This is a genomic window from Alteribacter lacisalsi (genome assembly GCF_003226345.1).
GTDB lineage: Bacteria > Bacillota > Bacilli > Bacillales > Salisediminibacteriaceae > Alteribacter > Alteribacter lacisalsi.
The window spans coordinates 78,458-103,117 of the sequence record NZ_PDOF01000004.1 but is presented as its reverse complement, the minus strand read 5'-3'; the positions used below and the strand labels follow the sequence as shown (position 1 = coordinate 103,117).

The following is a 24,660-nucleotide window of genomic DNA, read 5'->3' as shown; positions in this document are numbered from 1 at the left end:
AGTTCCGTCAGTTTTTAATTTTACATCACTTCTTTCGGCTTTGGAACTATGGCAGAAAAATTTTTATGGGACTAATGCATGGAAAAACACCTGGCCTGAAACCACTGTCGATCCTCTCTTAATCCCAGAACAATCCTGAAATTATTGTAGATCGGCAGAAGTCCCGGTGCATGACTCATTTTAGGTGGAAAAAAAGGCTAAAACCCTTAAACAGAAAATAAGAGCCGCAAACAAAAAATAAAACCCTTAAACAGAAAATAAGAGCCGTAAACAAAAAATAAAACCCTTAAACAGAAAATAAGAGCCGCAAAACAAAAAATAAAACCCTTAAACAGAGAATAAGAGCCGTAAACAAAAAATAAAACCCTTAAACAGAAAATAAGAGCCGCAAACAAAAAATAAAACCCTTAAACAGAAAATAAGAGCCGCAAACAAAAAATAAAACCCTTAAACAGAGAATAAGGGCCGTAAACAAACTTGAACCCCTCTAATCCCTCTTCCAAGCTGGACTGGTTCATAAGTTCCACTAGTGTTTAGATCCATTTTCACAGGGAATACCAAAAAGGAAAATATCTTACAGCTGACATGAAAGTCTTCCAGATTAAAAGAAAGGATGACACACATGAGCGAACAATCGGTACAGGAGTTTGTGGAACAGACGAAAAAGAGAGAAGCTGCAAAAGACACTTTCCACCTTGAAACGGACAGAATCCTTGAAGTGGCACTTTCCGGCGACCTCTGGGCAAAGACCGGTGCCATGATCTCCTACACAGGAGACGTGAAGTTTGAAAGAGAAGGACTCCTTGAACACGGCGCGAGCCGGGCGTTCAAAAAGACGTTCACAAATGAAGGCAGTGAACTGATGAAGGCATCGGGAGAAGGAAACCTGTTTTTATCCGACCAGGGGAAAAAAATTACGATTCTTGACCTTCAGAATGAAAGCATCCGGGTAAACGGCAATGACCTGCTCGCCTTTGAGCCGACTGTGGACTGGGACATCTTTATGATGCGGAAAGTAGCCGGAATGATGTCCGGCGGTCTCTTTAATATCCTCCTTGAGGGACGGGGCCGTATCGCGATTACGACCTACTATGAGCCCCTGACGTTAATGGTGGAGCCGGGCAAACCGGTCCGTACCGATCCCAATGCAACCGTCGCCTGGTCCGGTGATCTTGAGCCGGAGTTCAGAACAGACGTTAATTATAAGACCTTTCTCGGCCGGGGAAGCGGCGAATCGATCCAGATGGAGTTTGAAGGACGGGGCTTTGTGATCGTCCAGCCGTGCTTTGAAGGCACGATGAAAGAATAAATAGGAATGAGACGGCCTGGTGTGGGCCGTCTTATTTTTATGGAGGAAAAGGTGGTTCGGGAAGCGAAGAAAAAGAAGAGGACCGAGGATGCCTGGTATGAGCAGATAGGGTGACGATGGATATCTCAGAATTTTAGCGGATAAAACCATTATTTAGCTGATATATCGCAACTTTAGCGGATAAATCGATTTTATCGCGGATAAATTCAAGGGGACACTTATGTGGAGAAAAATACATCATGCAGGAGGAATTAAATGAAAGAACCCAAACGGCTGACGCTGGCAAAAGAGCTGCAGGCTCTCGCCCAGTCCGGTCTCACCTATTCAAAGGATCAATTTGATATCGGGCGCTTTGAGCGGATTCGGGAGATCAGCACAGAAATGCTCGAAGGCTTTACAGATGAGCCGATTCCAATAATTAAAGATCTGTTTGCGGGGGGAACAGGCTATCAGACTCCGAAAGTGGACGTCAGAGCTGTCGTTTTTAAAGACGCCAAGCTTCTGATGGTGAAGGAGCGAAGCGATAACAGCTGGGCGCTGGCTGGCGGCTGGGGTGATATCGGACTTACGCCGGCAGAAGTAGCGGTGAAGGAGGTCAGGGAAGAATCAGGTTATCACGTTCAGGCGCAGCGGCTCGTTGCGGTGATGGATAAAAAGTGCCACAATCACCCGCCATCCGCCTACCACACTTACAAAATATTCATCCTCTGCAGCCTGGATGGAGGCACACCGACTCCCAGCGTGGAAACGAGCGAAGTGTGCTTTTTTGAAAAGGATAAGCTGCCTTCTCTCTCCCATTCAAGAATTACCGAGGAGCAGATCAAAATCCTGTTTCAATATTACGATGATCCGGACAGCCCGGCCTATTTTGACTGATTAAAAAGATAGGGAGATGGAAACCATGATCCGCAGTACAGAAGACGTTTTACATATGCTCGACAGCTGGCTGGAAGAAGAGCCGCCGATTGACTGGGAGGCGTTTTACAAAGACAGGAAGCGTCCGGTACCGTTTTTTGCAGACAGGCCGGATGAAAACATTCTGGATTACATTGAATCCGGAAAAGTAAAGCCGGATCGTGTGCTGGAACTCGGCTGCGGGCCGGGAAGGAATGCGCTTCACTTTGCCCGAAGCGGATTTACGGTAGATGCCGTAGACAGTTCTGCTGAAGCGCTCCGCTGGGCGGCGGAGAGAGCGGAAAAAGATAATCTGCCGGTCCGCTTGATTCACGACAGCCTTTATACGCTCAAAGTAGAAGCTGAGACGTACGATCTCGTATACGATTCAGGCTGTTTTCATCACATCCCGCCCCACCGTCGGGAAACCTACACATCACTTGTGAGACGAGCGCTTAAACCTGGAGGCCGCTTCGCCCTAACCTGCTTCTGTGAAAACGGACCGCTCGGAGGCTCTTCCATGTCCGATGAGGAAGTGTATGAAAACAGAAGCATGGCAGGAGGACTCGGATTTACGGAAGAGAAACTGCGGCAGCTTTTCAGGGACTTCACTGAAATCGAAATTCGGCCGATGCGCCTCTCAAAAGAACCGGCAGTGTTTGGTGTAGAGGGGCTTATAGCAGGGTTGTTTGAAAAACCAAAGGAATAAAACCACTTGAAAGGAAAGAGGCAATGAAGCTGTTAGCCGGACTTCTTTTAACAGCTGGCGTTGTTTCTCTATGGATCTTCGGGCTTGTTTATCCGGCATGGCTGGAGAACAACCGGCCCGAAATAACAGAAAGAAAGCGATACATCATCCGTGGGGCAGCCGTGGCAGTCGCGCTCGTCTGTTTCTTTTTTGTTTTACTGATTGTGAGATAAGGGGGTGGGAAGGTGATGATGACGGGGAGGTTGAAGAAAATAATCCGACTCGGGGAAGAGGAAGCCCGCAGAGCGGAGCGGATGATGGAGCCTGCCGATCTGCTCTCGGGGGCGCTTCTGGAGCGCACCGGTGTCTTTGCCGAATTGTATCTGACGTTCCCGGATCTTTCTGAACGGCTCGCGGCAGCCGAAAATATCAGCGCGGCGCCATCCGGTGTGCGGATCGGGGAACTCAGCATTCTAGGCGGAACGGAAACAAAAACCGTGTTTACACGTGCACAAGAGCTTCGACTTCGTTACGACCAGCACGTGTTAAACGAAGGACACGTGATGCGGGCGGTATTGGAATCAGAGGATCATAGACTGAAAAACTGTCTCACGCAGGATGATCGGCAGCAGATTCTGGCGATTGTGTCAGCGCCGAGGGACATGATTGTACCCCTTCACAAAAAGAGTTTCCGGCCGCACACGGATGTAAGGAGAGCGGTGCAGGCAGAGCATAATCTTGTCCGCTCCTTCGTTCAAAGTCAATTCGGTGACGGCTGGCTGGAAGCGGTTGATCATGCCTTTACGCAGACGCCGGTCACCCTCTTTAAAGCGGAACAAAATAACAGAATCACCGGGTTTGCGGCATATGACGCTCATCAAAAACAAAAAGGTGTGCTCGGCCCGATGGGCGTCTCACAGGGTAATAGGTCGAGCGGAGCAGGGACCAGCCTGCTTTTTGCCTGTCTGGAAGCAATGCAGAAAGAAGGATATCGGTATGCCGTAATCAGTGAAGCAGGTCCGGTGGCATTTTATGAAAGCGTGTGTGGCGCGACGATCATTTTTGAGGAACATAATAGGTGAAAGGAGGCATGCATTCATGAGGATTCTTGAGATGAACGTTAAGCTGACTAGGCTCGGCCGCAATCGCCGTATCCGGGTGCTGCTGCCGGACAGCTATGAATCAGACAGCCGCCGTTACCCGGTACTGTACATGCATGACGGACAGAACATTTTCACAATTGATGTGTTCGGAGGAGGCGGCTGGCACGTCCATGAAGAGGTAAGGCGAAGCGGGGCTGACGTTCTGGTAGTGGCGATTGACAACAATCCCGATGGGGATGGGACTGCCCGTTACCGCGAATACTGCCCATGGAGGAGCCCGAAGACGGTAAACCGGAAGCTGGGCATAGGTGAACAGGAGGCAATCGGAGGGGAAGGATGGGGCTATCTGGCGTCCATTGTTGAGGATGTCAAACCGCTCATTGACCAAACTTTCCGCACTGATCCTGGTGACAGCGCTATGGCAGGCAGCTCTGCCGGCGGGCTGATCTCCCTCTGTGCTGCGTGCAGGTATCCGCACGTGTTTAAAAGAGCAGCATCCCTGTCCGGTGCCTTCTGGCTCGCCCAGGAAGACACGGAAAAACTGGCAGAGGAAAGCGATTTGAGCATACTGGAGCGTCTTTATCTGGATATCGGAACTGAAGAGGTAACAGGGGCGTTTACAGCTGGGAATTATCTCACGTCAAACCGCGCCGTCAACGGGCTGCTCGCAGAAAAAGGAACAGATCACCGTTACCTGGAAATTGAAGGTGGGACACATAACGAAAGCGACTGGCGGGCGAGGTTTGCTGATGTACTAAAATACCTATATGACGAGCAGGGAGAGTAACTTATGAAAGAAAGATACATAGAAACCGAAAACGGTCCTCTCTGGACCGCATCTGCCGGAGAAGGTGTGCCGGTTGTTCTTTTAAGCGGCGGCCCGGGGGACTGTTTTTATCTTGAAGAGGCAGCAGAGATGTTAGCCGGCCGCTGCCGAGTCATTGCGGTAGATGCACGAGGGTGCGGCCGCTCCGGTGGCGGGGGCGGTTACGGACTGGATGAAGCGGTCGGCGACCTTGAAACCATTCGTGAAAACTGCGGTTTTGAAAAGTGGACAGTGCTGGGGCATTCATGGGGAGGTGACCTCGCACTGGCGTATACGATTAAAAAACCGGAACGGGTCCAGGCACTCATCTCTATCTCCGCAACCGGCGTGCAGAACGACCGGGACTGGAAGACGGCTTACAGAGAGCGACGTGATCAAAATCTTGAAGAAGAACCGGCATTCCAATTTCCACACAGCCCCGAAGTTCACCGTTCCCTGCTGACGGACTGGCGCAGATTTATTAAACGTCCGGAACTGCTTTGTGAGATCGCCGGCACCAGAATACCTTCCCTTTTTGTTACAGGAGAAGAAGACATCCGGCCTTCTTGGCCGGTAGAGCAGGTTGCAAGGCTCGTGCCCCGCAGCTCATACAGAAAGATTGCAGGCGCCGGTCATTTCATCTGGCTTCAAAAAGATCGTGAGCTTAAGCGCGTAATCACAGGCTTTCTCGATCAACTGGAAACGCAGGACGTTCACATTCGGAAACTTGAAGATGATGAGCCGCTGCCCATTAACCTGCTTCTGCTTGCCGATCCGTCCGAGCAGATCGTCAAATCCTATACAAAGCGCGGGGAAACGTATGTGGCTTTGTGTGGAGATCCTCAGGAGCCTGTCGGTGTGTACGTGCTGCTGCCGACAAGGCCTGAGACTGTGGAGCTTGTAAACGTTGCGGCGGCTGAAGACAGGCAAGGGAAGGGCATTGGCAGACAGCTTGTCATGCACGCCATCGAGACAGCGAAGAGGTCGGGATATCATACAATCGAGATCGGCACCGGTAATTCCAGTGTGGGACAGCTGGCTCTCTATCAGAAGTGCGGCTTTACCATTACCGGGGTGGACAGGGATTTCTTTGTTCGTCACTACCCGGAGCCTATTACAGAGAATGGTATCAGGTGCCGTGATATGATCCGCCTCTCGATGGATCTCTAATGATGCAGTTTTTCATACAGACACTTCAGGAACGCATCAACCTGCGGAAGGCTGCGGGCTGCCTCGGAAGCGGCGAGCCACGTGGTGCGGGTCAGATTCTTTCCGTTCATTTGCAGAGGGATGAAGTCGTATTCCGTGCGGTCGATTCCATTGATGGCCGTTTCCGGCAGTACAGCCATGCCGATTCCGTGAAGCAGAAGCTGTTTGGACGTTTCGATCTGATCCACCTTGATTTTTCTGGAAGGTGTGACCGGGGATGCTTCCATCAACCAGTCGTGAACAGAAGTATGAAAAGCCGGGTCGCTCTGAAATTCGATGAGCGGCCTGTTCTGCTTCGTAAGACCTTTACGGTCGATCAGATAGAGGCGGTCTTCCATCAGTTTTTCGCCGTTTCGGGGTTTTTCTCCGCGGAGAAGGTAAACGTGAGCGCCTGACTGGCTTGAGCGAAGCTGTTCACTGAGTCCGGACACAAGGTCCACCTTTACCTGGGGGAATTCGGTCATGTAATTTTCCAGAACAGGTGGAAGAACGTATTGTCCGATCACCGATGAGACGGCAAGGGACAAGGTGCCGCTGACGGTCCCTTTCATACTTGAAACTTCATTCCGGACAGCTGTCTCCTGATTCACAATGTTTCGGCACAAAGCGAGGATCCGCTCTCCTGCAGGCGTCGGCATGACTTTCTTCGGTGTCCTTATAAAAATGCTTTCTCCCCACTGCTCTTCAATCTGTTTCAGACGAAGACTGACGGCAGGCTGGGAAATCAGCAGCGCTTTCGCCGCTCCTTTAATCGTCTCGGCTTCCTCAACTGCGAGGAGGAGGCGGTAGTCATCAGTTTTCATCTTCAGCTCTCCTTATGTATAAGTTTTATTTATACAAAAGTATAAATAAAATGTATTTTCTTTATTCTGACACACGGAATATACTTAAGTCGAGAGTGAAAGAGGTGCGTGGGAGAAAGTTTCTTCATGCAGCGCCGCTGACTTGCGGTCAGCAGTGAGCCAGGCCGGCAGCCTGCAGATGAATGATTTCAAACCAATGGTGGTGACAGAAGGTGAAACAATTTCCATATGTACTTTTTGCATTTTTCATGTCCGAGTTCGGACGTGCTATGTACTTTGTCACCGTCACGTGGGTTCTTTACGGCATCACCGGTGACGCTGTTTTTACAGGCGTCCTTGTTGGGCTCGGTTTTCTTCCCGGCGTATTTTTAAACCTTTTCTTCGGCGTGCTTGTTGACCGGTTCGACCGGAAAAGCCTGACGATCATCGCGGTCGGTGTAAGTGCTGCAGCCATTGCCGTTCTGCTGGTAGCATCTGCAGCAGATACTGTCGGACCTGTCATCATCTTTGCTGTACACATGACTGTTCAGACGGCGGGATCCCTGTTCCGTCCTGCCATTCAGGCGCTGATTGCAGAATGTTTTCCGAAAGAAGAGCTTCCGCAGGTGTTTTCCCGAAGCGCTTCTGCTGCCATTATCGGCGGCCTTGCCGGTGCGGGAGCGGGGGGACTGCTTCTTGCTGTCCTGTCGCTTACAGGCTCATTGGGACTGGTGACGGCCGCGTTCTCGTCAGCGGCCGGGGCGCTGTTTTTCCTGAAATCGGTTACTCAAAAAAAGCCTTCCGCGAAAAAGACGGTCCTAAGGGATTTAACTGATGGTTTCCGCTACGTAAACAGGAATCGTTTTCTGCTCCGTCTGTTTGTAATCATGTTTACAGGGCAGCTTGTGTTTCATTCGAGTCTTGGTTTTCTCTCTGTTTATACGGCAGATTATCTCATGCAGCCGGCCGCAGTCTACGGATTTCTTGATGCGTCCCTGTCAGCCGGAGGTGCCCTTGCCGGTCTCGTCGGTGCGTGGTGGTGGAAAACGAGCAAAAATCGTGTGGCTGCCTATTCTCTCGTTCTCGTGTTTGCCGGACTTCTGCTCACAGGGTTTGCCCCTCACATGAGTGTGTCCTTTCTTGGTGTGTTTCTGATCGGCCTCGGCACCACGTGGATTCGGGTGCTCCTGCAGGCTGTCCAGCAGATGGCTACCGAACCGGCTTTTCACGGAAGAATGGCGAGTTTGAGAATGCTTGGCAATCAAACGTCAGTGGCGGTGAGCGCACCGGCCCTGGGCTGGATTGCCGGGCAGGGAAGCGCGAATCTTGTTTATCCCACACTTGCGGTTCCGGTTGCCCTCTGTTTCGTTTTTGCATTTGTGATGTCAGGAAAAGAAGACTTTACCCGTTACACCAAAACAGCAGCATAAAGGAGAGAGATGGATGATTTTTGATGCTCATCTTCATATCATCGACCCGAACTACCCGCTGATCCGTAACGAAGGATATCTCCCTGCGCCTTTTACGGTCGATAATTACATAACAGCTGTCCGCGGTCTAAACGTAAAAGGGGGAGCGGTAGTTTCAGGCTCATTTCAGGGGGAGGACCAGACGTACCTCACCGCCGTACTCGAGAAGCTCGGTCCATCATTCAAAGGTGTAACCCAGCTTCCTGGAATTGTCTCGGATCGGGAAATCGAAGCCCTGCATCGTTCCGGAATCAGGGCTGTCAGATTTAATATTAAACGGGGAGGCAGGGAGCAGCTGGCTCGGCTTGAAAAAACGGCCCAGCGGGTTTACGGCATTGCGGGCTGGCATACTGAACTGTATATCGATTCCCGGGAACTGGGCGAGCTTGCTCCGGTTCTGAAACGGCTGCCGGCCGTCTCGGTGGATCATCTCGGCCTGTCGGAAGAGGGGCTGCCGGATCTTGTCCGGCTGGCGGCAGCTGGTGTCCGGGTAAAAGCGACCGGATTCGGCCGTGTGACCTTCGATGTAAAAAGAGCGGTTCAGGAGCTCCACCGGGCCAATCCGGAAGCACTCATGTTCGGAACTGACCTTCCATCAACACGTGCCCCGCGGCCCTTTCGTAAAAGTGATGTGGAGATCATTTATGAGGCATTAGGGGAAAAAGAAGCCCGGCGCGTGCTTTATGATAACGGTGCCTGCTGGTACGGTACAGAGGAGGAGAAAACCTAATGGGAATAAACTTTCATGATCCCAAAAACAGCCGCACGTATACGGACAGGGAAGCGGGTTCAGAGTGGAAGAGGTACATGAGAAAAATTCTTGCTGGGCGCTCAGTGACAAATGCTGTGGATGTGGGCTGCGGCGGCGGGATTTATTCAAAAGCGCTGGCTGAACTGGGGGCTCATACGGTGACGGGAATCGATAGTTCAGAAGCGAGCTTGTCAGGAGCGAGAGCGGACAGAGGGGGCGACGAGCGGCTTCGTTTCGTTTATGGCGAAGCCCAAAACACAGGACTTGAAGACGGGCAGGCTGATCTGGTAGTCATACGGGCTGTGATCCACCACTTGCCTGAACTGGCGCGCGCATTCGCAGAGGCCTCGCGCATTTTGCGTGCCGGCGGGATCGTTGCCGTGCAGGACCGCACGCCTGAAGACTGCCTCATCCCGGGAAGTGAGACCCACATCAGAGGCTGGATCTTCACTTGTTTTCCCTGTCTTGCAGAAGTGGAAAAAAAGCGCCGCTGGCATTCGGAAAAAGTGACCGGTCATCTTAAGGCGGCCGGTTTTACCAGTGTGACTTCTGCTCACCTGTGGGAGACGAGAAGAGAGTATGATGGAAAAGAAGCACTGCTTGATGATCTGGCCAAGCGTAAGGGACGGAGCCTCCTTCATGAACTCAATAACCGTGAGCTCAGAGAGCTGATTACCTATATGGACGGCCGGCTGGAAGAAGGCAGGCCGATTATAGAAAAAGACCGCTGGACGATGTGGACCGGCGTAAAAAAGGAGGCGGATTGATGCAGCGGGCTGTACTGTTTGATCTTGACGGAACACTGTTGAACAGAGATGCTTCGGTGGATTGTTTTCTGGCAGGGCAGTATAAAAGGTATGAACAAGTAATGTTTCATGTGCCTTTTGATGTTTTTCACAGGCGCTTTAAAGAGCTCGAAAAGCGGGGGTACGTCTGGAAGGATAAAGTCTATGCACAGATGATAGAAGAATTTAACTTACACGGTGTATCTGCTGACGAGCTGCTTGGAGACTATGTCAGCCGCTTCCACGAGCATTGCGTCCCGTTTGACAGTCTTACCCACGTTCTTACCAGTCTGAAGGAGCAATCGCTTGCCCTTGGTCTCATATCAAACGGGCGGACCGCCTTTCAATTGGCCAATGTGGAGGCGCTTGGCATAACGGACTTTTTTGACACAGTCCTTATTTCAGAACAGGAAGACCTGCGGAAACCGGATCGGGCCATTTTTGAAAGAGCCTGTGAAAGAACAGGAGTAAAGGCTGAAGCGTGCCTGTTTGTCGGAGACCATCGGAAAATGATGTGGCGGCTGCAAGGCGGGCAGGAATGAGGGGAGTGTGGAAAAGGGATCCATACTGGGAAGCAGCGGAAGCGGACTGGACAATTGACGGGCTGGGGGAGCTGTCAGACGTGTGTAAAGAGTGGCTTCAGCAATCAGAGGAAAGTGACTAATGGTACTAAAATACGACTGGCTCTCTCTAATATACTAACTATCTTCCTATTTTGTTCGAGAGTGGAAATAAATCCGGATCATGGGTTTTGAGACGAAACGGACGTGGTATCTAGTTCTATGTAACATAAAATACTCTATCAGAAAGGATGATTGAAGATGGCAGAGAACAAAAACAACAACAACAGTAACAGCAACAACAACGGCAAGATGAGCTATGAGGAAGCAGGTCAAAAAGGCGGCGAAAAGACGAAGCAGAAGCACGGTAAGGAGTTTTACGAAGAGATCGGAGAAAAGGGTGGAGAAAAAACCCGCCAGGAGCATGGCAAAGAGCACTATGAAGATATTGGCCAAAAAGGCGGGCGTAACTCCGGTAATTCCGGAAGTTCAAACAATTCCAACTAAAACGATGTAAATACAACGTTTCCCCAAAACGTTTGCAGGGCAGCCTTTGGCAGAAGGCTGTCCTCTTTGTTTGCAGAATAACAGGGAGAAAGCCGAAAGTCAAAGAAGAAGAGCCGGATGTTCAAGATTTAAAGCCGCCTGCTTTTAAGGGACCGGACTTATTCATTGAAACGAGAAGTGCGGCCATTTCCTTGGGTGCTTCTTTCATACCGGTTTCCAGCCAGTGCTGTACAACGCCAAGGTGAGCGGAAACCATAAAAGCAGTCAGATATTCAAAGGTTGCCGGAAGTTGATTTCCAGCGGCTTTTTTAATATTGTCGATCATTAGTTTTTTCAGCTTGTCCTGAAAGGCCGGGTCTCCTTTTGGTCCCATGATGGCTTTAAGGAAAGATCCGTGCTGTTTTAAACAGGCAAAATAAGCAGCGGCTGCTTCGGGAGGGGCGGTGGATTCATCCCAGATAGCCGGGTCAGTATAATTGATGCCGGCTGAAATACGCCCTATTTCTCTAATGAGAGCGGATTCACTTTTTTCCAGCAGGTCGTATTTATCCTGATAATGGAGGTAAAACGTTCCTCTGTTAATGTCCGCCCGCTCGGTCAGATCTTTCACTGTAACCCCGTTTAATCCTTTTTCTTCAATCAGAACAGCAAGTGTCTCCAGAATCCGCTCCTTGGTTCGCCGGACTCTCCGGTCTGCTTTTTCCTTCATCCGATCACCTCTTTTATCTTTGGCTCTGTTAAAGTCTATTGTTGATTTCCGCTCCCTGCCCTCCCTTTCCGCGGGCACCACTGCAGCAGGCAAAGCAGTAACCCTGCTTCTTCCTCTGCAAGAATTGCTTCGAAGCGGTCTCTCGAAGTAACCGCTCGTCCCTGCGGGGTCTTCCGTCGGTGCTTTTCCCGCAGGAGTGTCTGGCCTTCGCTCCAATCAGCTTTCTCTAAAAAACAACATCAAGCATTAACAGATCCTTATCATTAATAAACAAAATAATATTCTTTGTTCAGTACAGGACACTCTGGACAAAGCTGTGTATTGTAACCGCGTATAAGCCAATTATAATAGAGGTTAAGAACGTTAATCAACACAGTGTTAATTATGAGGAGGGGTTCATATGGGAAAGAAAGAGGCGTCATGGGTATCACACGCTGCAGCAGTACTGCTCCTGCCTTTTAACGTTACGGTCATCATTCCATCCTTACTTTTATACTTTTTGCCGTTTCAGTTTGTATGGGGAACAGAGGGAGGGCTGGTATTCCTGGTTGGTGGACTAGGCCTGGCTGCTGTGCTGTTTGGACTCCTGCTCGTCGTACTGACCGTCCGGCAGTTTGCAAAGCGGGGAAAGGGAACACTTGCACCGTGGGATGCGCCGCGAAAGCTTGTCGTGAGCGGGCCGTACCGGTATACGAGAAATCCGATGATCAGCGGGGTGGTCTGTATCCTTCTTGGGGAGTCCATCCTGTTGGGCTCCGTGTGGCTTGCCGGCTGGTTTGCTTTGTTTTCGACGATCAATTACACCTACTTCATTGTAGGTGAGGAGCCGGAGCTGGAGAAAAAATTTGGAGATGAGTACCGGGAGTATAGGCGGAACGTCCCCCGTCTTCTGCCACGGCGGACAGGTTGGAGGCAGGGGGAGTAGTGTGAAGGAGGCCATTTTAAGAAATAACGCTCTATCTTAAGAGGAAGGCCTGCAATTTAAGAAAAACCTGCTCAGATTTAGAGATAAGCACAAAATATGGAACACCCACACTTACCGGCAGCCCGTAGCATAACAAATCCCCCGAAGCTGACATCAGCGGCGGGGGAGCTTTGTTATGCTTTTGATTTTTCCTTCATCCGCAGTTCGATGCGGCGGATTTTACCTGAAGTAGTTTTCGGGAGTTCGTCGAGGAACTCGATCTCGCGGGGATACTTGTAAGGAGCCGTAATTTCCTTCGTGTGATTCTGAAGCTCCTTAACGAGCGCCTCGTCACCGGTGCGGCCTTCTTCCCGAAGAACAACATAGGCTTTGACAATGTTTCCGCGCACTTCATCCGGAGAAGCGACAACCGCACATTCGCGGACGGCCGGATGCTTCAGCAGGGCATCCTCTACTTCGAACGGTCCGATCGTGTACCCTGAACTGATAATGATGTCATCACTCCGGCCTTCAAACCAGAAATAGCCGTCTTCATCCCGGGAGGCCTGATCTCCGGTAAGGTACCAGTCCCCTCGGTAAGCGGTCTGTGTGCGCTCCGGCTCATTATAGTACTCTCTGAAAAGAGCAGGACAGTCTTTGTGAACGGCGATATCCCCGACAACACCGTTTTTGGCCGGCTTTCCGTCCTCGTCGATAATCTCCACCGGGTTGCCCGGTGTCGGTCTGCCCATGGAGCCAGGTTTGATGGCCATGTCCTCCGTGGTGCAGACGAGCAGCGTATTCTCGGTCTGGCCGTAGCCGTCCCTGAGAGAAATGTTAAAAGCTTCCTTAAAGGCGTTAATAACAGGACTGTTCAGCGGTTCCCCTGCAGAGACAGCACTCTTTAAATGAGGGACGCTGTACGAAGCGAGATTATCCACTTTTGCCATGAGACGGTACTCGGTCGGCGTACAGCAGAGCACGTTGATTTTTTCTTTTTCAAGCATGCCGAGGTACGTGTCTGGTTCGAAGCCGCCGTGGTACACAAAGGCGGTTGCCCCGAGGGTTATCGTGGAGAGGAACGGACTCCAGATCCATTTCTGCCAGCCTGGTGCTGCGGTGGCCCAGACGAGATCCCCTTCCTCAACACCGAGCCATTTTTTGGCGGAGGTTCGTACGTGGGCATAGCCCCATGCGTGAGTGTGAACCACGCCCTTTGGATTGCCTGTCGTTCCGGACGTGTAGGAGAGAAACGCCATGTCGTCACTTGAGGTGGCTTCCCCCTCGTAATCAACGGACTCGGATTCCGCCAGAGTCTCAAGGGACTGCCAGCCTTCCTCTTCGCCGCCGACGATGAATCTGCGCTCTAGGGCGGGATGTTTTTCGTCAATGGCGTTTACTTCGGAGGTGGTTTTCCAGTAGGAAATGACCGCTTTGACGTTTGCGTGCTCGATTCGGTAAAGAAGGTCTTTTTTCCGGAGCATTTCCGAGCTTGGGATGGCCACAATTCCGGCTTTCAGACAAGCCAGATAGGTCATGTAGGCTTCAGGAAGTCTTGGAAGGATGATGAGGACTTTATCTCCTTTTTCGATTCCCTGGTTTTTCAGGGCAAGAGCGTACTGGTTCGTTTTTTCGACCAGTTCCTTGTAGGAAACCGAGCGGCGGCTGCCTTCTGCGTCGCGCCAGCGGATGGCTTCACGGGATTCATCGTGGGCAAAACGGTTCAGTTCTTCGGTAATGTTGTACTGCGCAGGTGCAATCAGTTCTTCTCTGTTCATATGTAGTGCCTCCTTATGTTGGTTTTCATGAGATGGCTTATCTGGTAATCTTCACGATTTGATCGTGAATTCCCTTTATTTTTCAGACGATTTACGTCTTCTTTTTCTGTAGATGGCTCGTATTGATAGAGGATGCTTTTAATTTACGCTCACTGCGCTCCCTTTCCGCGGGCGGTTCGGAAGCCTCCTCGGCGCGCTGCGCCTTGCGGGGTCTTCCCTGAACACGCTTATCCCGTAGGAGTGTCGCGCATTCGCTTCAATATAGAGCTGAACCTTGACATAGCCTTTTCTTTACAGAGCTCCGGTCGGCATGACCAGATAATAGATACTGGCAAAAAAGACGAACGCGGCGAACACAGCCGCATACGCTTTCCAGCCGCCAAAGCCCTGGGTTGCTTCATGAATCCGGACACAAATGAGAAACATCCATGCCACGCCAAAGATCATGGCGAGAATTGTAAGCCAGTTCACATTCATTCCGGTGAGAAGGGGAAGAGCGAGTATGCCCGGAATCAGCGCAACCGATGCTGCCCGGTACACATGTGCCATTCTGCCCGGTCCGCCAAAACCTCTTGCCCCGGCCCATAACAGAACGGTGAGGCCGATTTTTGTAATCCAGGCGGAAAGGAGACCGAAAAACAAAAAGATGAGGGGGACGAGCACATTTCTGAGCAGGTCCCCTTCAAAACTGGCAATAAAGCCGGCATTCGCCGCGATCCCGGCTGCGCCGTAGGCGAGGCCGAGACCGAAGACGATCAGCTGGCTGAGAAGCTTTGAATGTTTAATTTCGAAAAACTGCCTGAATGCAGGCGGGTCAAGGATCATCATTTTTCCAATCATCGTGGTGTACTCCTTCATCGTTTTTACATATTCCAAGGCATTGCGGCCCAGATGGCAATGGCAGTAAAGAAGACAACTGTGATTGCAGCCCCAACTGTGCTGTTGTACCGGGCCGGATTGACTTCTTTCCAGCCGTGAATCCGCTCAATCAGCTCGTGATCTGCTTTTGTGCTCAGTTTAGAGCGGAAGGCTGGCATCCGGTTTGTAACATAGCTAACGACGATCAGCAGGATAAAGCTGATCGGAATCGCAAGCATCGCTCCGGATAGTCCCATTCCGTCTGTGACCGAGTGACCGGTCATCACTACGCTTGGGAAAACGAAAGGCGATACGATAATGTAAAGGGCTCCCCCGATGACAGACGATGCCATCGCTCCAAACCGGTTTGCTTCCTTCCACCAGACACCGACAAGAATAAGAGGCGCAATCGTGACACCGGCGAGGCCGAATGCCCATAAAATACTGACCACAAGGAACGCAGGCGGGTTAATCGCCAGAAGGATACTCACAACCCCTCCCGTAAAAATGGCTGCGTAACCGAGACGGACCCGTTTCTTTTCCGGTATGTTCGGTTTGAGTGTCGTGATAATATCCTGGGACAGCAGGGCTCCGATGGCCAGCAGGTTTCCGCTCAGTGTGGAGAGACCGGCGGAAATTGCGGCCGCGATAACAAGAGCAGATACCCATTCAGGGTTATAGACCAGGTTCAGGATAATCGTCAGTTTGTCAGCATCAGCCTGGGAAATGACAACGCCCTGTGTTTCAGTCGCATACACACCTACAAAGCCCATAGCGTACGTAGCGGAGAACACAAGCCCGATCACAAATGCGAACCAGACCATCGCAGAGCGGGCGCTTCTTAAGCTGCTCGCTGTGTAAATCCGCATCGCCAGGTGAGGGAGGCCGAGTGACCCAATCGTCAGGGCGATCAGACTCACGTACCATTTCGTTGAATACTGATAATCAAAAAAGTTCGGCATGGCTTCGAGCATAGCCGGTACCATATCAGCGTAAAGAAGTGGCGGGAAAAACCAGCCGCTTCCGCCCATTGCTTTCATGATGGCACCGAGCGGGATGATAAACATAAGGGCGATAATGACCATCTGAATTGCGGCGTTGTTGGACGCCCCTGCCATTCCCCCGATCGTAATGTAGCCGACGATAATCAGCCCGCCGACAATCAGACCGGTCAGATAGGGAATCCCGAGAACAGTCTCAAAGGCAAGGGCAATTCCGATCATCTGACCAAGAGCGTACATAATGGACACGAGAATCATAAACAGTGCTGCAATAATAGATGCCGAGATGCCGTACCGCTCACGGACAAAGTGAGTCGGGGAGAATGCGCCCATACGGCGAAGGCTCGTTCCGTAAATAATCGTAATGAGTGGAATCGCCAGAATCAGCTGAATCCACAGCATAATAAACGGCACCTGGAGCTGCAGGATAAGTGCTGTAATGCCAAGAAAAGTAGCAAGACTCATGTAGGTTGACGCCATAGCCAGACCATTTGTAAATGGTCCAACGGTGGCACCGGCCACATATAAATCCGAAACGGACGAACTTTTACGGTTGGATATGTATCCGACCACGTAGAATAATAGAAACGTTGCGACAATGGCCGCAACACCTAATAATGGATTTGATAACTGCCAGGCTTCTTCTCCCATGTCTGTCAGGCCCCTTTCCGTTTCCGTTCTTCAATTTCAAGGATGCTTTCCCGTTCAATTTCTTCGTCAATTTGGTTGCCCATCCGGCTGGCGACGAGGGTCAGAACAAAGATTCCGAACCACCCGGACAAAATTGGAACGATGTACATAATAGGAAAGCCGAACAGCATGCCTTCCACGGGAAAAATGGAGAAAAAGAGCCCCACATTCCCTGCTGCAAGGAATAAAGCGGACATAATGACAGTAAAACGGACTTCTTTTTTGTACGCGCGCAATTCTCTGCCTCCTTTAGCTGGTTTTGGTACGCAGGACGGTCATAAGGGAAAAGGCTGACTGAGTGCTCAGTCGACGAACACCACGTGTCCTCAACATTGTCCTTTGTACCTGGTGAACCTTTACCGAACGAATGAGTAAACAGGTGTTATGTTGTATGAATATGTATCCTGCTCCTCCTTTCAAAAATATAGAACTCGTTATTTTTGTATTGTAAACGGTTTCATACAAAGGTGTCAATGTGGAAATTTAAATATTTAGAAAATTAACACATCCTGGACTTTAGGTATATTTATACTTTGGTTTTACGGTGCCATTTGGCCTGTTTTCAAGTGGGGAAGGTCGGTGAAACCGATAATCAAACCAGCTTTATGTAAATTTCATTCACACATAAAAACCGGCAGCCTGCAGCATTAGTCACTCGCAATTAGTCGTTCATGCGGATCGGAATGGGCGGATACCGGTACGGTTTGACGCTTATTTTTTTATATCAAATTATAGGAGAATACAAATTCGGAGCGGAATTATTCAGAGACGGCGTAATGACGAAGCATGTGCTGTGGATAGGAATGGAGCGGCAGGGGTCTGAGGGAAACTTCTGTGGCAAGAGGCATTTTGTGATCAGTTTTCGCCTGTCTAAGGCTGTTGTACATGTTCTTTCCACCGACGGCGTTTGCGGAATGGACGGTAATCCGATCAGCATAGAGGTGTTCATTTACCATCATATTAACCAGCATCATACCGTTTCGTTCTTTGCTCACAAGGTCGTGATCAAGAGAAAGGTGGCGAATGTCATGCTCCTTGAGAAGTTTTTTACACTCATCGATCGTAGTGACGAGCACATAGCCTTCAGGAGCTGCGCGGTAATCATCTAAGAATACATAAAGCTGTTCCATTGGTCTGACCCTCCTTCAGGTTGGTCGTGTCTTTACAGGAACGTGTCAGCTATTTAATTGTATCCTTTATAATACCATAAAACGGCAGTAAAAACAATGACGCCTTCAGGGAACCCATGGTTCCTCTTGCGTTTGACCGGCATTTCAAAGGATAATAGAGACAGAGAAATACAAGTGGAGACAGGGGGAAGACTGTTGAGAGCGCCAAAGACAATGTGGACCATGGTTTATCACGTTTATAAAAAAATCGTACCTGAAGTACATAATATACTCGCAGAATGGCGGGTCAGGGCCGAACAAATAGAGAATGACGAACTGAGGGAATTTGCACTCGAAAGTATAGACGAAAACACCTTTCACAGTGAGGGCGGCGGTGTGTTCGCCCTTCTTACAGATGAGGAAAAACGGAGCGATGTGCTCTGGTTTATCGTGACGTACCAGATTATCTGTGACTATCTGGATAGTCTGTGTGACCAGAGTGAATCGCTCGATCCGAATGATTTCCGCTCCCTTCATGAAGCACTCCGCCAGGCTCTTGCCCCGGGGACACTGCAAGATGTTTACTATGAACACCGGGCAGAAAAAGAAGATAACGGTTTTCTCTCCTCGCTTGTTGCCGTTTGTCAGAAAAAAATCCAGACGTTTGAATCGTTTGCCGAGGCCCAGTCTGCGATGGAGGAGTTATCCCTTCATTACCGGAATCTTCAAGTCTATAAGCACGTAAAGAAAGAAGACCGGGAACCGTTTCTTATGGAATGGTATGAGGAAACGAAGCAGCAGGTGCCGGACGTCCGGAATATGCGCTGGTATGAGTTTGCTGCCGGGACGGGATCCACACTTGGCGTCTACACCCTTGCCGCCTATGCATCAAAAGGGGGGCTTAACGAGGAGGAAGCACACAGAATTAAATCGTGCTATTTCCCATATGCCCAGGGGCTTCATATTCTGCTAGACTATTTTATCGATCAGGAAGAGGATCTGGCAGACGATGAGCTGAACTTCTGCACCTATTACCGGGACGAAGACGATATGGTCGAGCGAATGAGCGGGTTTAAGGCCGAGGCTGAAAAGCGTCTGGGAGAGATGCCTGATGCCGGTTTTCATAAGCTAATAAATAAAGGAATCATCGCCATTTATCTGGCCGATGAAAAAGTTCAGACCGATCCTGAAATGAAACGAACAGCCAGACGGATGATCCGCTTTGGCGGTGCGTCCACCGTTTTCTTTTATCTCAATTCCTGGGTGTTCCGGAAGGTGTCGGACAAAGAGGAAACCCCTTCGGCTGCTGGAGGAAAAACTGAGTAATTTTTCCTGTTACTGTCTGGGGAAGATGGTATAATCAGGAGAGAGGAACGATCCGGGGGGAGAAAAATGAAAAAGACCGTATTTACACTTGGCGCAGTGCTTCTGTTTACTGCAGCCTGTGCTGTTGAGAACACAGATGAAATTGTGGAGAAAGCAGTAGCAGCGCAGGAGAATCTGGACAGCTACTACGCAGAGGTGGAAAGCCGTTTTACTTATGATGGTGAAGAAGAAACCAGCTTCTATAAAGAGTGGGTAAAAGGCGATCAGTACCGTTATGAGTATGATGATTATGTTTCTGTCTCAGACGGTGAAACAACGTGGTTCTACGATTCTCAGGAAAACAGTGTTTTCATTATGGATGAGATGATGTTGGAAGACGAAGACATGCCTGATCAGTCAGAAATGATGCGTGAAATGCTCACAGACATGATGGAATCAAACGATGTAACGGCCCATGGCAAGGAAACGATCGCAGGAAGGGATACGATCCACCTTTCCCTGACCCCAGTGGATGAAGAAGAGATTGCCATGTTCGGAGAAGTAAGCTATGAAATCTGGATTGATGAAGAAACCTACATGCCACTTAAAATGGAGTGGGAGAGTGACGACTTTACGTCATCCATGGTGTACACAGAAATTGAATATAACCTGGATTTGAGTGACGATTTCTTTGCGTATGAGATTCCTGAAGGAGCGGAGGTTCAGACGTGGGAAGATGAACTCGATTCGATGATGCTGTCACTTGATGAGCTTCGTGAGACGACGGATATGCCGGTTCCGGAATTCACCTATCTGCCTGAGGGCTTTGAATTTGAGAGTGCCTTCCATTACGAGGAAAGCGGCGGTGAAGCTGCGATGCTCGATTTTACCGATGGCGGACTCGGGTATTTTACTCTTTCCATTTCAACCACGGAGGATCCTTATGGGTTGGGTGAAGAAGCAGATAAAGAAGTGATTCAGATTGGGGATCTTGAAGGGGAGCGTATTACTGTCTATGATATGACCATCCTCAGCTGGACGGCTGAAGAGGTGCAGTATGAGCTGTTAAGTTTCGGGGAAGATCTCTCTGACGAGGAACTTCTGAAAGTAGCTGAAGGATTGGAGTAACAGCTGGCCGCCTGAATTTCCAGGCGGCCTTTTTAAATTCCTGCCGCAGCGTGCGGCATTCAGGCACCGCTGGAGGTTAAGAAGGAATTAAATAAAAAAACCGGACGGAAAGGGGTAGCGCCTGTCCGGTCAGTTTTGTTCTCCGCTCAGAATCGATTGGAGTTGATTGAGGTCACTGTGAATCTTTTCGAGAAGGCTCCGGTTATAAAAGATGGAAGCCGGGTGAAACGTGGGGAAAACCCGGTACTCTTTTTCCGTCCACTCAAACTGCCCGTTTTCTCCGAGCCTGAGAACAGGCTGAACAAGGAGCCGGCCGTGACAGTCGGAGATTTTTCTGTCCGCTCCGGCCAGGCGCTTCAATCCTACGTTACCGAGTGTGACGATGACCGGTGCTTTTACATTGGCAATCTCGTAATCAAGTACCGGGGCGTGGGCAAGAATCTCCCTTGCTGTAGGAGGGCGGTTGTATTTACGCTTCACCGTCTGCCCGTCGCGGGTCCGTTTCTCCCCCCACCGGTAGGGCCGGCTCCGGACTGCGCTTGTAATATAGACATCTTCCCTTGTAAGGTCAAGGCGCTTTAAAAACGCCATCAGTTCTTTGCCCGCTCTGCCGGTAAAGGGGCGTCCATCGTAAATTTCGGTTTCTCCGGGCGCTTCGCCAACAAGCATAAGAGCAGGGTTTTCAGGACCTCCTCCATATACAAATCCTTCAACCGGCCGGTCACCCATTCGCTTTTTCCCAAGTTCGGCAAGTGATTCGGGGATGCGCATACACTTTTTCCTCCCTATGCAAAAACATTGTCAGTGGTCTTTCTATATGGTATCTTCCCTTTAGCAGGCGAAGTTATGCGGCTTTATTAATACCCCTATCGGTATTGGGCTGTGATTAAAAAGGAGGGATCGTGTGCTGGAGATTTTGCTCGTTCTAACGGCGGCCACAATTGCCGGACGTTTTCTTTACCGCCGGTACATGCCTTTGTTCCGTGTGTCGTGCGTAAGCATGGACACACTGATGACCAAAAAAGACGCGAGAATTCTTGATATAAGAGATTACCAGACCGTGCATACCGCGCCAGTTGAAGGGGCGGTTAATATCCCGATGCCTTATATGTACCGCCAATACATGGAAGCCGGGACGGAGCCGGTCTATCTGGTCGCATCTGACATGGTAGATGTTCATTTGGCTGCACGTTTTCTGAAAAAGCGCGGAATCCAAGTAAAGGGATTTTCGATAAAAAACAGTACGTATGTCTGCCGTCAGCAGACGCAGGAAGTGTAAAAAACCTCTCCGGAAACAGGACCGGAGAGGTTTTACTATGTTCTGGAAGCGATCAGGTCTTTGATGAGCCGCCAGATCTGAAAGCCGATAAATGCAGCAATGATCCAGACAAGGAGGATCGGGGCGTATTCAATCACCCGCATGGCGTCACCACTTCGCACGTCCCTGAGCCAGATTAGCGAAGTGGCTAGGAACGGCAGGATGAAAAGAAGAATCAAAAATTTAGACAGCTGATTAGACATGCTGTTCCCCCCTGGGGTAATAGTCTGGTTTCAGTTTACCAGAACTTCATTCTTGCCGCAGAGCGGAGTGTGCATGTGTGGAGGAAGGAACTGAGAGAAGTAGTGTCGTATTAAAGCGGTAGCCGGAAGACGAGAAATGATATGAAAAAAGCCGAATCATATTAAAAACGAGGTGACCTGGACAGCGAAATGATTCAAGAGGAGCCGGGCGAGGATCTTCTCTTGTGTTCTTTTCCAGGCGGCAGTATAATTAACTTACAAAAAGTAAGTAAACTGAGGAGGAGTCCAAATGTCTCGATTTCATCAGGCGCCTGCCGTTTTTGCTAGCGGCTTGCGTCTTAAGACCGGGGATTTGAATAGAGCCGTGTCATTTTATACGACTGTGCTTGGTTTTCAGGCAGAAGAGGAACGGGAAGGTGTCGTGCAGCTGCTGGTGCCAGGAGGAGGACAACCGTTTCTCACCATTGAAGAAGGTCAAGGTGTGACCCCGAGACGACCATATGAAACCGGCCTGTTCCACTTTGCCATTCTTCTTCCTGAACGGGCAGATCTCGGGCGCTTTATCCGGTACATGACGGAGCGCGGTGTGCCTCTTCACGGGGCGTCGGATCATGATGTGAGTGAGGCTGTATATTTCTCGGATCCTGATGGAAACGGAATTGAAGTCTATACAGACCGGGGCGCAGACGAGTGGAAATGGGAGGGAGGCTCGGTTTATATGACGTCTGAGCCCCTGGACATAAAAGGACTTATGGAAGCTGCGGAAAACACAACGTGGTCCGGTCTGCCACAGGGAACTGAACTCGGTCACATTCATATGCAGGCAGCCGATCTGCCGGCTTCCGAGCGTTTTTACAAAGAAGGACTCGGTCTGGACCTGGTGTGCCGGTTTGGCAGGGACGCCCTCTTTTTATCTTCATCCGGCTATCATCACCATATCGGCTTGAACACCTGGAACAGCCGCGGTGCAAAAGCTCCCGCCGCAAGCAGTGCCGGGATCCGGTGGTTTGATCTGGCTTTTCCGAATGAGGAAAAAAGAACAGCGGCAGTCGAAAGGCTTGATAATCTCGGTTTTGACATCGTGAAACGTGAAGGGCATTATGCTGTGAAAGATCCTTCAAAAAACCTCATCCGTCTGATCACACTTTAAAAAATGAGGCAGGAGCGTCTTGTCCTTTATGGGATGAGGCGTTCTTCTCATTTAAGGATACGTGACGCCGTTTACCTGTCTCCGGTATGGGAATAGAACCGGGAGAGGGGTTGGCGCCATGGTCTATTTGATCAGTCTGCTTTGTGTAATCGGCTTTATACTCATCCATCTGTTTTCGCGGTACGTTACTTTTCTCCAGAAAGTGCCGCGGAGTAAGGTGCTGTCGGTTGCGGGCGGGGTTTCTATCGCTTACGTGTTTATGTACATTCTCCCAAAGCTCAATGCTTATGATGAAACGCTGGCAGAAGCGGAATTTCAAGTTCTGGGAATCGGTCAGTACCACGTCTATCTTGTAGCCATGGCCGGTCTTACGCTTTTTTATGGACTGGAGCGGACGGCAAGAGTACACGAGGCAAACAGGGATCGGGAGGAGGCGGAAGGACCCTGGATATTCAGAATTCATATGCTTTCCTATTTCTCTTATAATCTTCTGATTGGCTATCTGCTTTTAAGAGGCGACAATCAGACACTTACGGAAATGATGCTCTTTTTTATCGCTCTCTCGGTCCACTTTGTTTCCAATGACCACGGCCTCAGACAGACGCACAGAAAAGAGTACGACCGATATGGCCGGTATACACTCGCTGCAGCTGTGTTTCTCGGCTGGCTGCTCAGCCTTTTTGCTGAACTCAATGAACACGGAGTCGCTCTTTTGTTTTCCGTTCTCGCTGGTACGATGGTCCTCACTGTACTGAAAGAGGAGCTTCCAGAAGAGCGCGAAAGTGATTACCGGGCGTTTATCGCAGGAGTGATTCTTTACACACTGCTCCTGTATTTCGTCTGACTGTGCCACTGGTCGCCAAAAAGTCCCGGTTAAATAAACGTTTGTTTAAACTGCAGGTAATGTCGTAAAAGAATGGACTTCCCGCTTCGGGAGACCTGTCCTTTCTTCTTCAGCCGTCTCTTGGTACACTGAACATAACTGTACACAGAGGGGATTACGAAATGACTGACCTACATAACATACTCATTGTAACGGCAGTGGAAGGGGAAAAAGAAGCTGTCGAAAAAGGGCTTGAAGGTGACGCACGGTTTACGGTGATTGCAGGAGGTGCCGGGATCGCTTCTTCGGCATCTCGGACAGCGAAGGAACTGGGAAAAAGGCGTTTTGACCTTGTGTTGAATATGGGAATTGGGGGCGGATTTCGAGGAAAGGCCGAAATTGGCGCAACGGTAATCGGCTGCCGGTCCGTGGCGGCAGATCTTGGGGCGGAAACGGCTGATGGATTTGTGGCAATCGAATCCCTTGGGTTCGGTACGTCCTCGTATGCCTGTGATCCTGAGACGTTGGAAAAACTTCAGCGGGCAATTCCCGGAGCAGTTACAGGAGATGTTCTGACGCTGTCGACTGTCACAGGCTCAGCCGCGACAGCGGACCATCTGGCTCAAAGCTACCCCGATGCCGTCTGTGAAGCAATGGAAGGCTTTGGTGCTGCTGCAGCCGCGGAAGCTTTTTCAGTCCCATTTGCGGAAGTGAGAACCATCTCCAATCCGGTTGGACCCAGAGACAGGGAAGCGTGGAAGATCAAAGAGGCTTTTGTCGGACTTACAGAAGCCGGGGCAAAATTAAAGGAGGTTTTCTGAG

29 protein-coding genes and 1 pseudogene are annotated in these 24,660 nt (G+C 50.2%); 21 read left to right on the top strand and 9 right to left on the bottom strand.

Going from position 1 to position 24,660, the window contains the following annotated elements:
• Positions 1-622: 622 nt before the first annotated feature.
• The 8 genes and pseudogenes from CR205_RS18740 to CR205_RS20625 all read left to right on the top strand — a co-directional run bounded on the left by CR205_RS18740 (position 623) and on the right by CR205_RS20625 (position 5,969).
• Entirely contained in the window at positions 623-1,309 is a 687-nt protein-coding gene (locus CR205_RS18740) for an AIM24 family protein (RefSeq protein ID WP_110521686.1), read from the top strand.
• Positions 1,310-1,564: 255 nt separating this feature from the next.
• Entirely contained in the window at positions 1,565-2,185 is a 621-nt protein-coding gene (locus CR205_RS18735; RefSeq protein ID WP_110521685.1) for an NUDIX hydrolase, read from the top strand.
• Positions 2,186-2,201: 16 nt separating this feature from the next.
• Positions 2,202-2,912, top strand: coding sequence for a class I SAM-dependent methyltransferase (locus CR205_RS18730; RefSeq protein ID WP_110521684.1), 711 nt, complete (start codon positions 2,202-2,204; stop codon positions 2,910-2,912).
• Between the two features lie 23 nt (positions 2,913-2,935).
• A complete protein-coding gene (locus CR205_RS18725) occupies positions 2,936-3,124 on the top strand; it encodes a hypothetical protein (protein ID WP_110521683.1) in 189 nt (62 codons plus the stop codon).
• A gap of 15 nt (positions 3,125-3,139) precedes the next feature.
• On the top strand, positions 3,140-3,973 hold the full coding sequence (locus CR205_RS18720) for a GNAT family N-acetyltransferase (protein WP_236634913.1): 834 nt from the start codon (positions 3,140-3,142) through the stop codon (positions 3,971-3,973).
• A 16-nt stretch (positions 3,974-3,989) separates the two neighbouring features.
• The gene (locus CR205_RS18715) at positions 3,990-4,781 is read left to right on the top strand and encodes an alpha/beta hydrolase (protein WP_161524836.1); all 792 of its coding nucleotides are present in this window, start codon (positions 3,990-3,992) and stop codon (positions 4,779-4,781) included.
• Between the two features lie 3 nt (positions 4,782-4,784).
• Positions 4,785-5,441: pseudogene (locus CR205_RS20630) on the top strand (alpha/beta fold hydrolase); the annotation flags it as partial.
• A 54-nt stretch (positions 5,442-5,495) separates the two neighbouring features.
• Positions 5,496-5,969, top strand: a complete 474-nt coding sequence (locus CR205_RS20625) for a GNAT family N-acetyltransferase (protein ID WP_236634912.1) — start codon at positions 5,496-5,498, stop codon at positions 5,967-5,969.
• Here CR205_RS20625 and CR205_RS18705 read toward each other — a convergent pair.
• On the bottom strand, positions 5,966-6,811 hold the full coding sequence (locus tag CR205_RS18705) for a LysR family transcriptional regulator (protein ID WP_110521679.1): 846 nt from the start codon (positions 6,809-6,811) through the stop codon (positions 5,966-5,968). The genes CR205_RS20625 and CR205_RS18705 overlap by 4 nt on opposite strands.
• 212 nt (positions 6,812-7,023) lie before the next feature.
• On the opposite strand from CR205_RS18705, the gene CR205_RS18700 reads away from it, so the two are divergent.
• The 6 genes from CR205_RS18700 (at position 7,024) to CR205_RS18680 (ending at position 10,862) form a co-directional block, all read left to right on the top strand.
• Positions 7,024-8,220, top strand: coding sequence for an MFS transporter (locus tag CR205_RS18700; RefSeq protein WP_110521678.1), 1,197 nt, complete (start codon positions 7,024-7,026; stop codon positions 8,218-8,220).
• A 13-nt stretch (positions 8,221-8,233) separates the two neighbouring features.
• Positions 8,234-8,989 carry an amidohydrolase family protein gene (locus CR205_RS18695; RefSeq protein ID WP_110521677.1) on the top strand — a complete coding sequence of 252 codons (756 nt, stop codon included), beginning with the start codon at positions 8,234-8,236 and terminating at the stop codon, positions 8,987-8,989.
• A complete protein-coding gene (locus CR205_RS18690) occupies positions 8,989-9,777 on the top strand; it encodes a class I SAM-dependent methyltransferase (protein ID WP_110521676.1) in 789 nt (262 codons plus the stop codon). Before CR205_RS18695 ends, CR205_RS18690 begins: the two co-directional genes overlap by 1 nt.
• Complete coding sequence (locus CR205_RS18685; protein WP_236634906.1) at positions 9,777-10,337, top strand: HAD family hydrolase; 561 nt, start codon at positions 9,777-9,779, stop codon at positions 10,335-10,337. Before CR205_RS18690 ends, CR205_RS18685 begins: the two co-directional genes overlap by 1 nt.
• The gene (locus tag CR205_RS20760; RefSeq protein ID WP_268877439.1) at positions 10,334-10,459 is read left to right on the top strand and encodes a hypothetical protein; all 126 of its coding nucleotides are present in this window, start codon (positions 10,334-10,336) and stop codon (positions 10,457-10,459) included. Before CR205_RS18685 ends, CR205_RS20760 begins: the two co-directional genes overlap by 4 nt.
• A 157-nt stretch (positions 10,460-10,616) precedes the next feature.
• On the top strand, positions 10,617-10,862 hold the full coding sequence (locus tag CR205_RS18680; RefSeq protein ID WP_110521675.1) for a stress-induced protein, KGG, repeat-containing protein: 246 nt from the start codon (positions 10,617-10,619) through the stop codon (positions 10,860-10,862).
• A 121-nt stretch (positions 10,863-10,983) separates the two neighbouring features.
• Here CR205_RS18680 and CR205_RS18675 read toward each other — a convergent pair whose 3' ends face one another.
• Positions 10,984-11,571 carry a TetR/AcrR family transcriptional regulator gene (locus tag CR205_RS18675; RefSeq protein WP_142669913.1) on the bottom strand — a complete coding sequence of 196 codons (588 nt, stop codon included), beginning with the start codon at positions 11,569-11,571 and terminating at the stop codon, positions 10,984-10,986.
• Positions 11,572-11,971: 400 nt separating this feature from the next.
• On the opposite strand from CR205_RS18675, the gene CR205_RS18670 reads away from it, so the two are divergent.
• Positions 11,972-12,496 (top strand): methyltransferase family protein, encoded by a 525-nt coding sequence (locus CR205_RS18670; RefSeq protein ID WP_110521673.1) that lies wholly within the window; start codon positions 11,972-11,974, stop codon positions 12,494-12,496.
• 173 nt (positions 12,497-12,669) lie between these two features.
• Here CR205_RS18670 and mbcS read toward each other — a convergent pair whose 3' ends face one another.
• The 5 genes from mbcS to CR205_RS18645 all read right to left on the bottom strand — a co-directional run bounded on the left by mbcS (position 12,670) and on the right by CR205_RS18645 (position 17,932).
• Entirely contained in the window at positions 12,670-14,253 is a 1,584-nt protein-coding gene (gene mbcS / locus CR205_RS18665; RefSeq protein WP_110521672.1) for an acyl-CoA synthetase MbcS, read from the bottom strand.
• Between the two features lie 291 nt (positions 14,254-14,544).
• A complete protein-coding gene (locus tag CR205_RS18660; RefSeq protein WP_110521671.1) occupies positions 14,545-15,093 on the bottom strand; it encodes a YIP1 family protein in 549 nt (182 codons plus the stop codon).
• 23 nt (positions 15,094-15,116) lie between these two features.
• Positions 15,117-16,763, bottom strand: a complete 1,647-nt coding sequence (locus tag CR205_RS18655; RefSeq protein ID WP_110521670.1) for a solute symporter family protein — start codon at positions 16,761-16,763, stop codon at positions 15,117-15,119.
• A 5-nt stretch (positions 16,764-16,768) separates the two neighbouring features.
• Complete coding sequence (locus CR205_RS18650; RefSeq protein WP_110521669.1) at positions 16,769-17,038, bottom strand: hypothetical protein; 270 nt, start codon at positions 17,036-17,038, stop codon at positions 16,769-16,771.
• 522 nt (positions 17,039-17,560) lie between these two features.
• Entirely contained in the window at positions 17,561-17,932 is a 372-nt protein-coding gene (locus tag CR205_RS18645) for a cyclic-phosphate processing receiver domain-containing protein (RefSeq protein ID WP_110521668.1), read from the bottom strand.
• Between the two features lie 195 nt (positions 17,933-18,127).
• On the opposite strand from CR205_RS18645, the gene CR205_RS18640 reads away from it, so the two are divergent.
• Together CR205_RS18640 and CR205_RS18635 are read left to right on the top strand one after the other, a co-directional pair.
• Complete coding sequence (locus CR205_RS18640) at positions 18,128-19,237, top strand: tetraprenyl-beta-curcumene synthase family protein (protein ID WP_236634905.1); 1,110 nt, start codon at positions 18,128-18,130, stop codon at positions 19,235-19,237.
• A 66-nt stretch (positions 19,238-19,303) separates the two neighbouring features.
• Complete coding sequence (locus tag CR205_RS18635; protein WP_110521667.1) at positions 19,304-20,344, top strand: DUF4367 domain-containing protein; 1,041 nt, start codon at positions 19,304-19,306, stop codon at positions 20,342-20,344.
• Between the two features lie 129 nt (positions 20,345-20,473).
• On the opposite strand, the gene CR205_RS18630 is transcribed toward CR205_RS18635, so the two are convergent.
• On the bottom strand, positions 20,474-21,115 hold the full coding sequence (locus CR205_RS18630) for a uracil-DNA glycosylase (protein WP_110521666.1): 642 nt from the start codon (positions 21,113-21,115) through the stop codon (positions 20,474-20,476).
• Between the two features lie 133 nt (positions 21,116-21,248).
• On the opposite strand from CR205_RS18630, the gene CR205_RS18625 reads away from it, so the two are divergent.
• Positions 21,249-21,623: a rhodanese-like domain-containing protein gene (locus CR205_RS18625; RefSeq protein WP_110521665.1), complete on the top strand. Its 375-nt coding sequence runs from the start codon at positions 21,249-21,251 to the stop codon at positions 21,621-21,623.
• Positions 21,624-21,658: 35 nt separating this feature from the next.
• Here the strand turns inward: CR205_RS18625 and CR205_RS18620 are convergent, their stop codons facing one another.
• A complete protein-coding gene (locus tag CR205_RS18620; protein ID WP_110521664.1) occupies positions 21,659-21,865 on the bottom strand; it encodes a hypothetical protein in 207 nt (68 codons plus the stop codon).
• Positions 21,866-22,154: 289 nt separating this feature from the next.
• Between CR205_RS18620 and CR205_RS18615 the strand changes: the two genes are divergently transcribed.
• From CR205_RS18615 to CR205_RS18605, 3 genes are all read left to right on the top strand, one after another.
• Entirely contained in the window at positions 22,155-23,015 is an 861-nt protein-coding gene (locus CR205_RS18615; RefSeq protein WP_110521663.1) for a VOC family protein, read from the top strand.
• A gap of 118 nt (positions 23,016-23,133) precedes the next feature.
• Positions 23,134-23,859: a hypothetical protein gene (locus CR205_RS18610; RefSeq protein WP_110521662.1), complete on the top strand. Its 726-nt coding sequence runs from the start codon at positions 23,134-23,136 to the stop codon at positions 23,857-23,859.
• Between the two features lie 161 nt (positions 23,860-24,020).
• On the top strand, positions 24,021-24,659 hold the full coding sequence (locus CR205_RS18605; RefSeq protein WP_110521661.1) for a futalosine hydrolase: 639 nt from the start codon (positions 24,021-24,023) through the stop codon (positions 24,657-24,659).
• Position 24,660: the final 1 nt, after the last annotated feature.

What these genes read in the sequence shown, in the direction of transcription:
- CR205_RS18740 (WP_110521686.1), top strand. Translation starts at nt 623, where the DNA reads ATGAGCGAACAATCGGTACAGGAGTTTGTGGAACAGACGAAAAAGAGA.
- CR205_RS18735 (WP_110521685.1), top strand. Translation starts at nt 1,565, where the DNA reads ATGAAAGAACCCAAACGGCTGACGCTGGCAAAAGAGCTGCAGGCTCTC.
- CR205_RS18730 (WP_110521684.1), top strand. Translation starts at nt 2,202, where the DNA reads ATGGAAACCATGATCCGCAGTACAGAAGACGTTTTACATATGCTCGAC.
- CR205_RS18725 (WP_110521683.1), top strand. Translation starts at nt 2,936, where the DNA reads ATGAAGCTGTTAGCCGGACTTCTTTTAACAGCTGGCGTTGTTTCTCTA.
- CR205_RS18720 (WP_236634913.1), top strand. Translation starts at nt 3,140, where the DNA reads ATGATGACGGGGAGGTTGAAGAAAATAATCCGACTCGGGGAAGAGGAA.
- CR205_RS18715 (WP_161524836.1), top strand. Translation starts at nt 3,990, where the DNA reads ATGAGGATTCTTGAGATGAACGTTAAGCTGACTAGGCTCGGCCGCAAT.
- CR205_RS18705 (WP_110521679.1), bottom strand. Translation starts at nt 6,811, where the DNA reads ATGAAAACTGATGACTACCGCCTCCTCCTCGCAGTTGAGGAAGCCGAG.
- CR205_RS18695 (WP_110521677.1), top strand. Translation starts at nt 8,234, where the DNA reads ATGATTTTTGATGCTCATCTTCATATCATCGACCCGAACTACCCGCTG.
- CR205_RS18690 (WP_110521676.1), top strand. Translation starts at nt 8,989, where the DNA reads ATGGGAATAAACTTTCATGATCCCAAAAACAGCCGCACGTATACGGAC.
- CR205_RS18685 (WP_236634906.1), top strand. Translation starts at nt 9,777, where the DNA reads ATGCAGCGGGCTGTACTGTTTGATCTTGACGGAACACTGTTGAACAGA.
- CR205_RS20760 (WP_268877439.1), top strand. Translation starts at nt 10,334, where the DNA reads ATGAGGGGAGTGTGGAAAAGGGATCCATACTGGGAAGCAGCGGAAGCG.
- CR205_RS18680 (WP_110521675.1), top strand. Translation starts at nt 10,617, where the DNA reads ATGGCAGAGAACAAAAACAACAACAACAGTAACAGCAACAACAACGGC.
- CR205_RS18675 (WP_142669913.1), bottom strand. Translation starts at nt 11,571, where the DNA reads ATGAAGGAAAAAGCAGACCGGAGAGTCCGGCGAACCAAGGAGCGGATT.
- CR205_RS18670 (WP_110521673.1), top strand. Translation starts at nt 11,972, where the DNA reads ATGGGAAAGAAAGAGGCGTCATGGGTATCACACGCTGCAGCAGTACTG.
- mbcS (WP_110521672.1), bottom strand. Translation starts at nt 14,253, where the DNA reads ATGAACAGAGAAGAACTGATTGCACCTGCGCAGTACAACATTACCGAA.
- CR205_RS18660 (WP_110521671.1), bottom strand. Translation starts at nt 15,093, where the DNA reads ATGATTGGAAAAATGATGATCCTTGACCCGCCTGCATTCAGGCAGTTT.
- CR205_RS18655 (WP_110521670.1), bottom strand. Translation starts at nt 16,763, where the DNA reads ATGGGAGAAGAAGCCTGGCAGTTATCAAATCCATTATTAGGTGTTGCG.
- CR205_RS18645 (WP_110521668.1), bottom strand. Translation starts at nt 17,932, where the DNA reads ATGGAACAGCTTTATGTATTCTTAGATGATTACCGCGCAGCTCCTGAA.
- CR205_RS18635 (WP_110521667.1), top strand. Translation starts at nt 19,304, where the DNA reads ATGAAAAAGACCGTATTTACACTTGGCGCAGTGCTTCTGTTTACTGCA.
- CR205_RS18630 (WP_110521666.1), bottom strand. Translation starts at nt 21,115, where the DNA reads ATGCGCATCCCCGAATCACTTGCCGAACTTGGGAAAAAGCGAATGGGT.
- CR205_RS18620 (WP_110521664.1), bottom strand. Translation starts at nt 21,865, where the DNA reads ATGTCTAATCAGCTGTCTAAATTTTTGATTCTTCTTTTCATCCTGCCG.
- CR205_RS18615 (WP_110521663.1), top strand. Translation starts at nt 22,155, where the DNA reads ATGTCTCGATTTCATCAGGCGCCTGCCGTTTTTGCTAGCGGCTTGCGT.
- CR205_RS18610 (WP_110521662.1), top strand. Translation starts at nt 23,134, where the DNA reads ATGGTCTATTTGATCAGTCTGCTTTGTGTAATCGGCTTTATACTCATC.
- CR205_RS18605 (WP_110521661.1), top strand. Translation starts at nt 24,021, where the DNA reads ATGACTGACCTACATAACATACTCATTGTAACGGCAGTGGAAGGGGAA.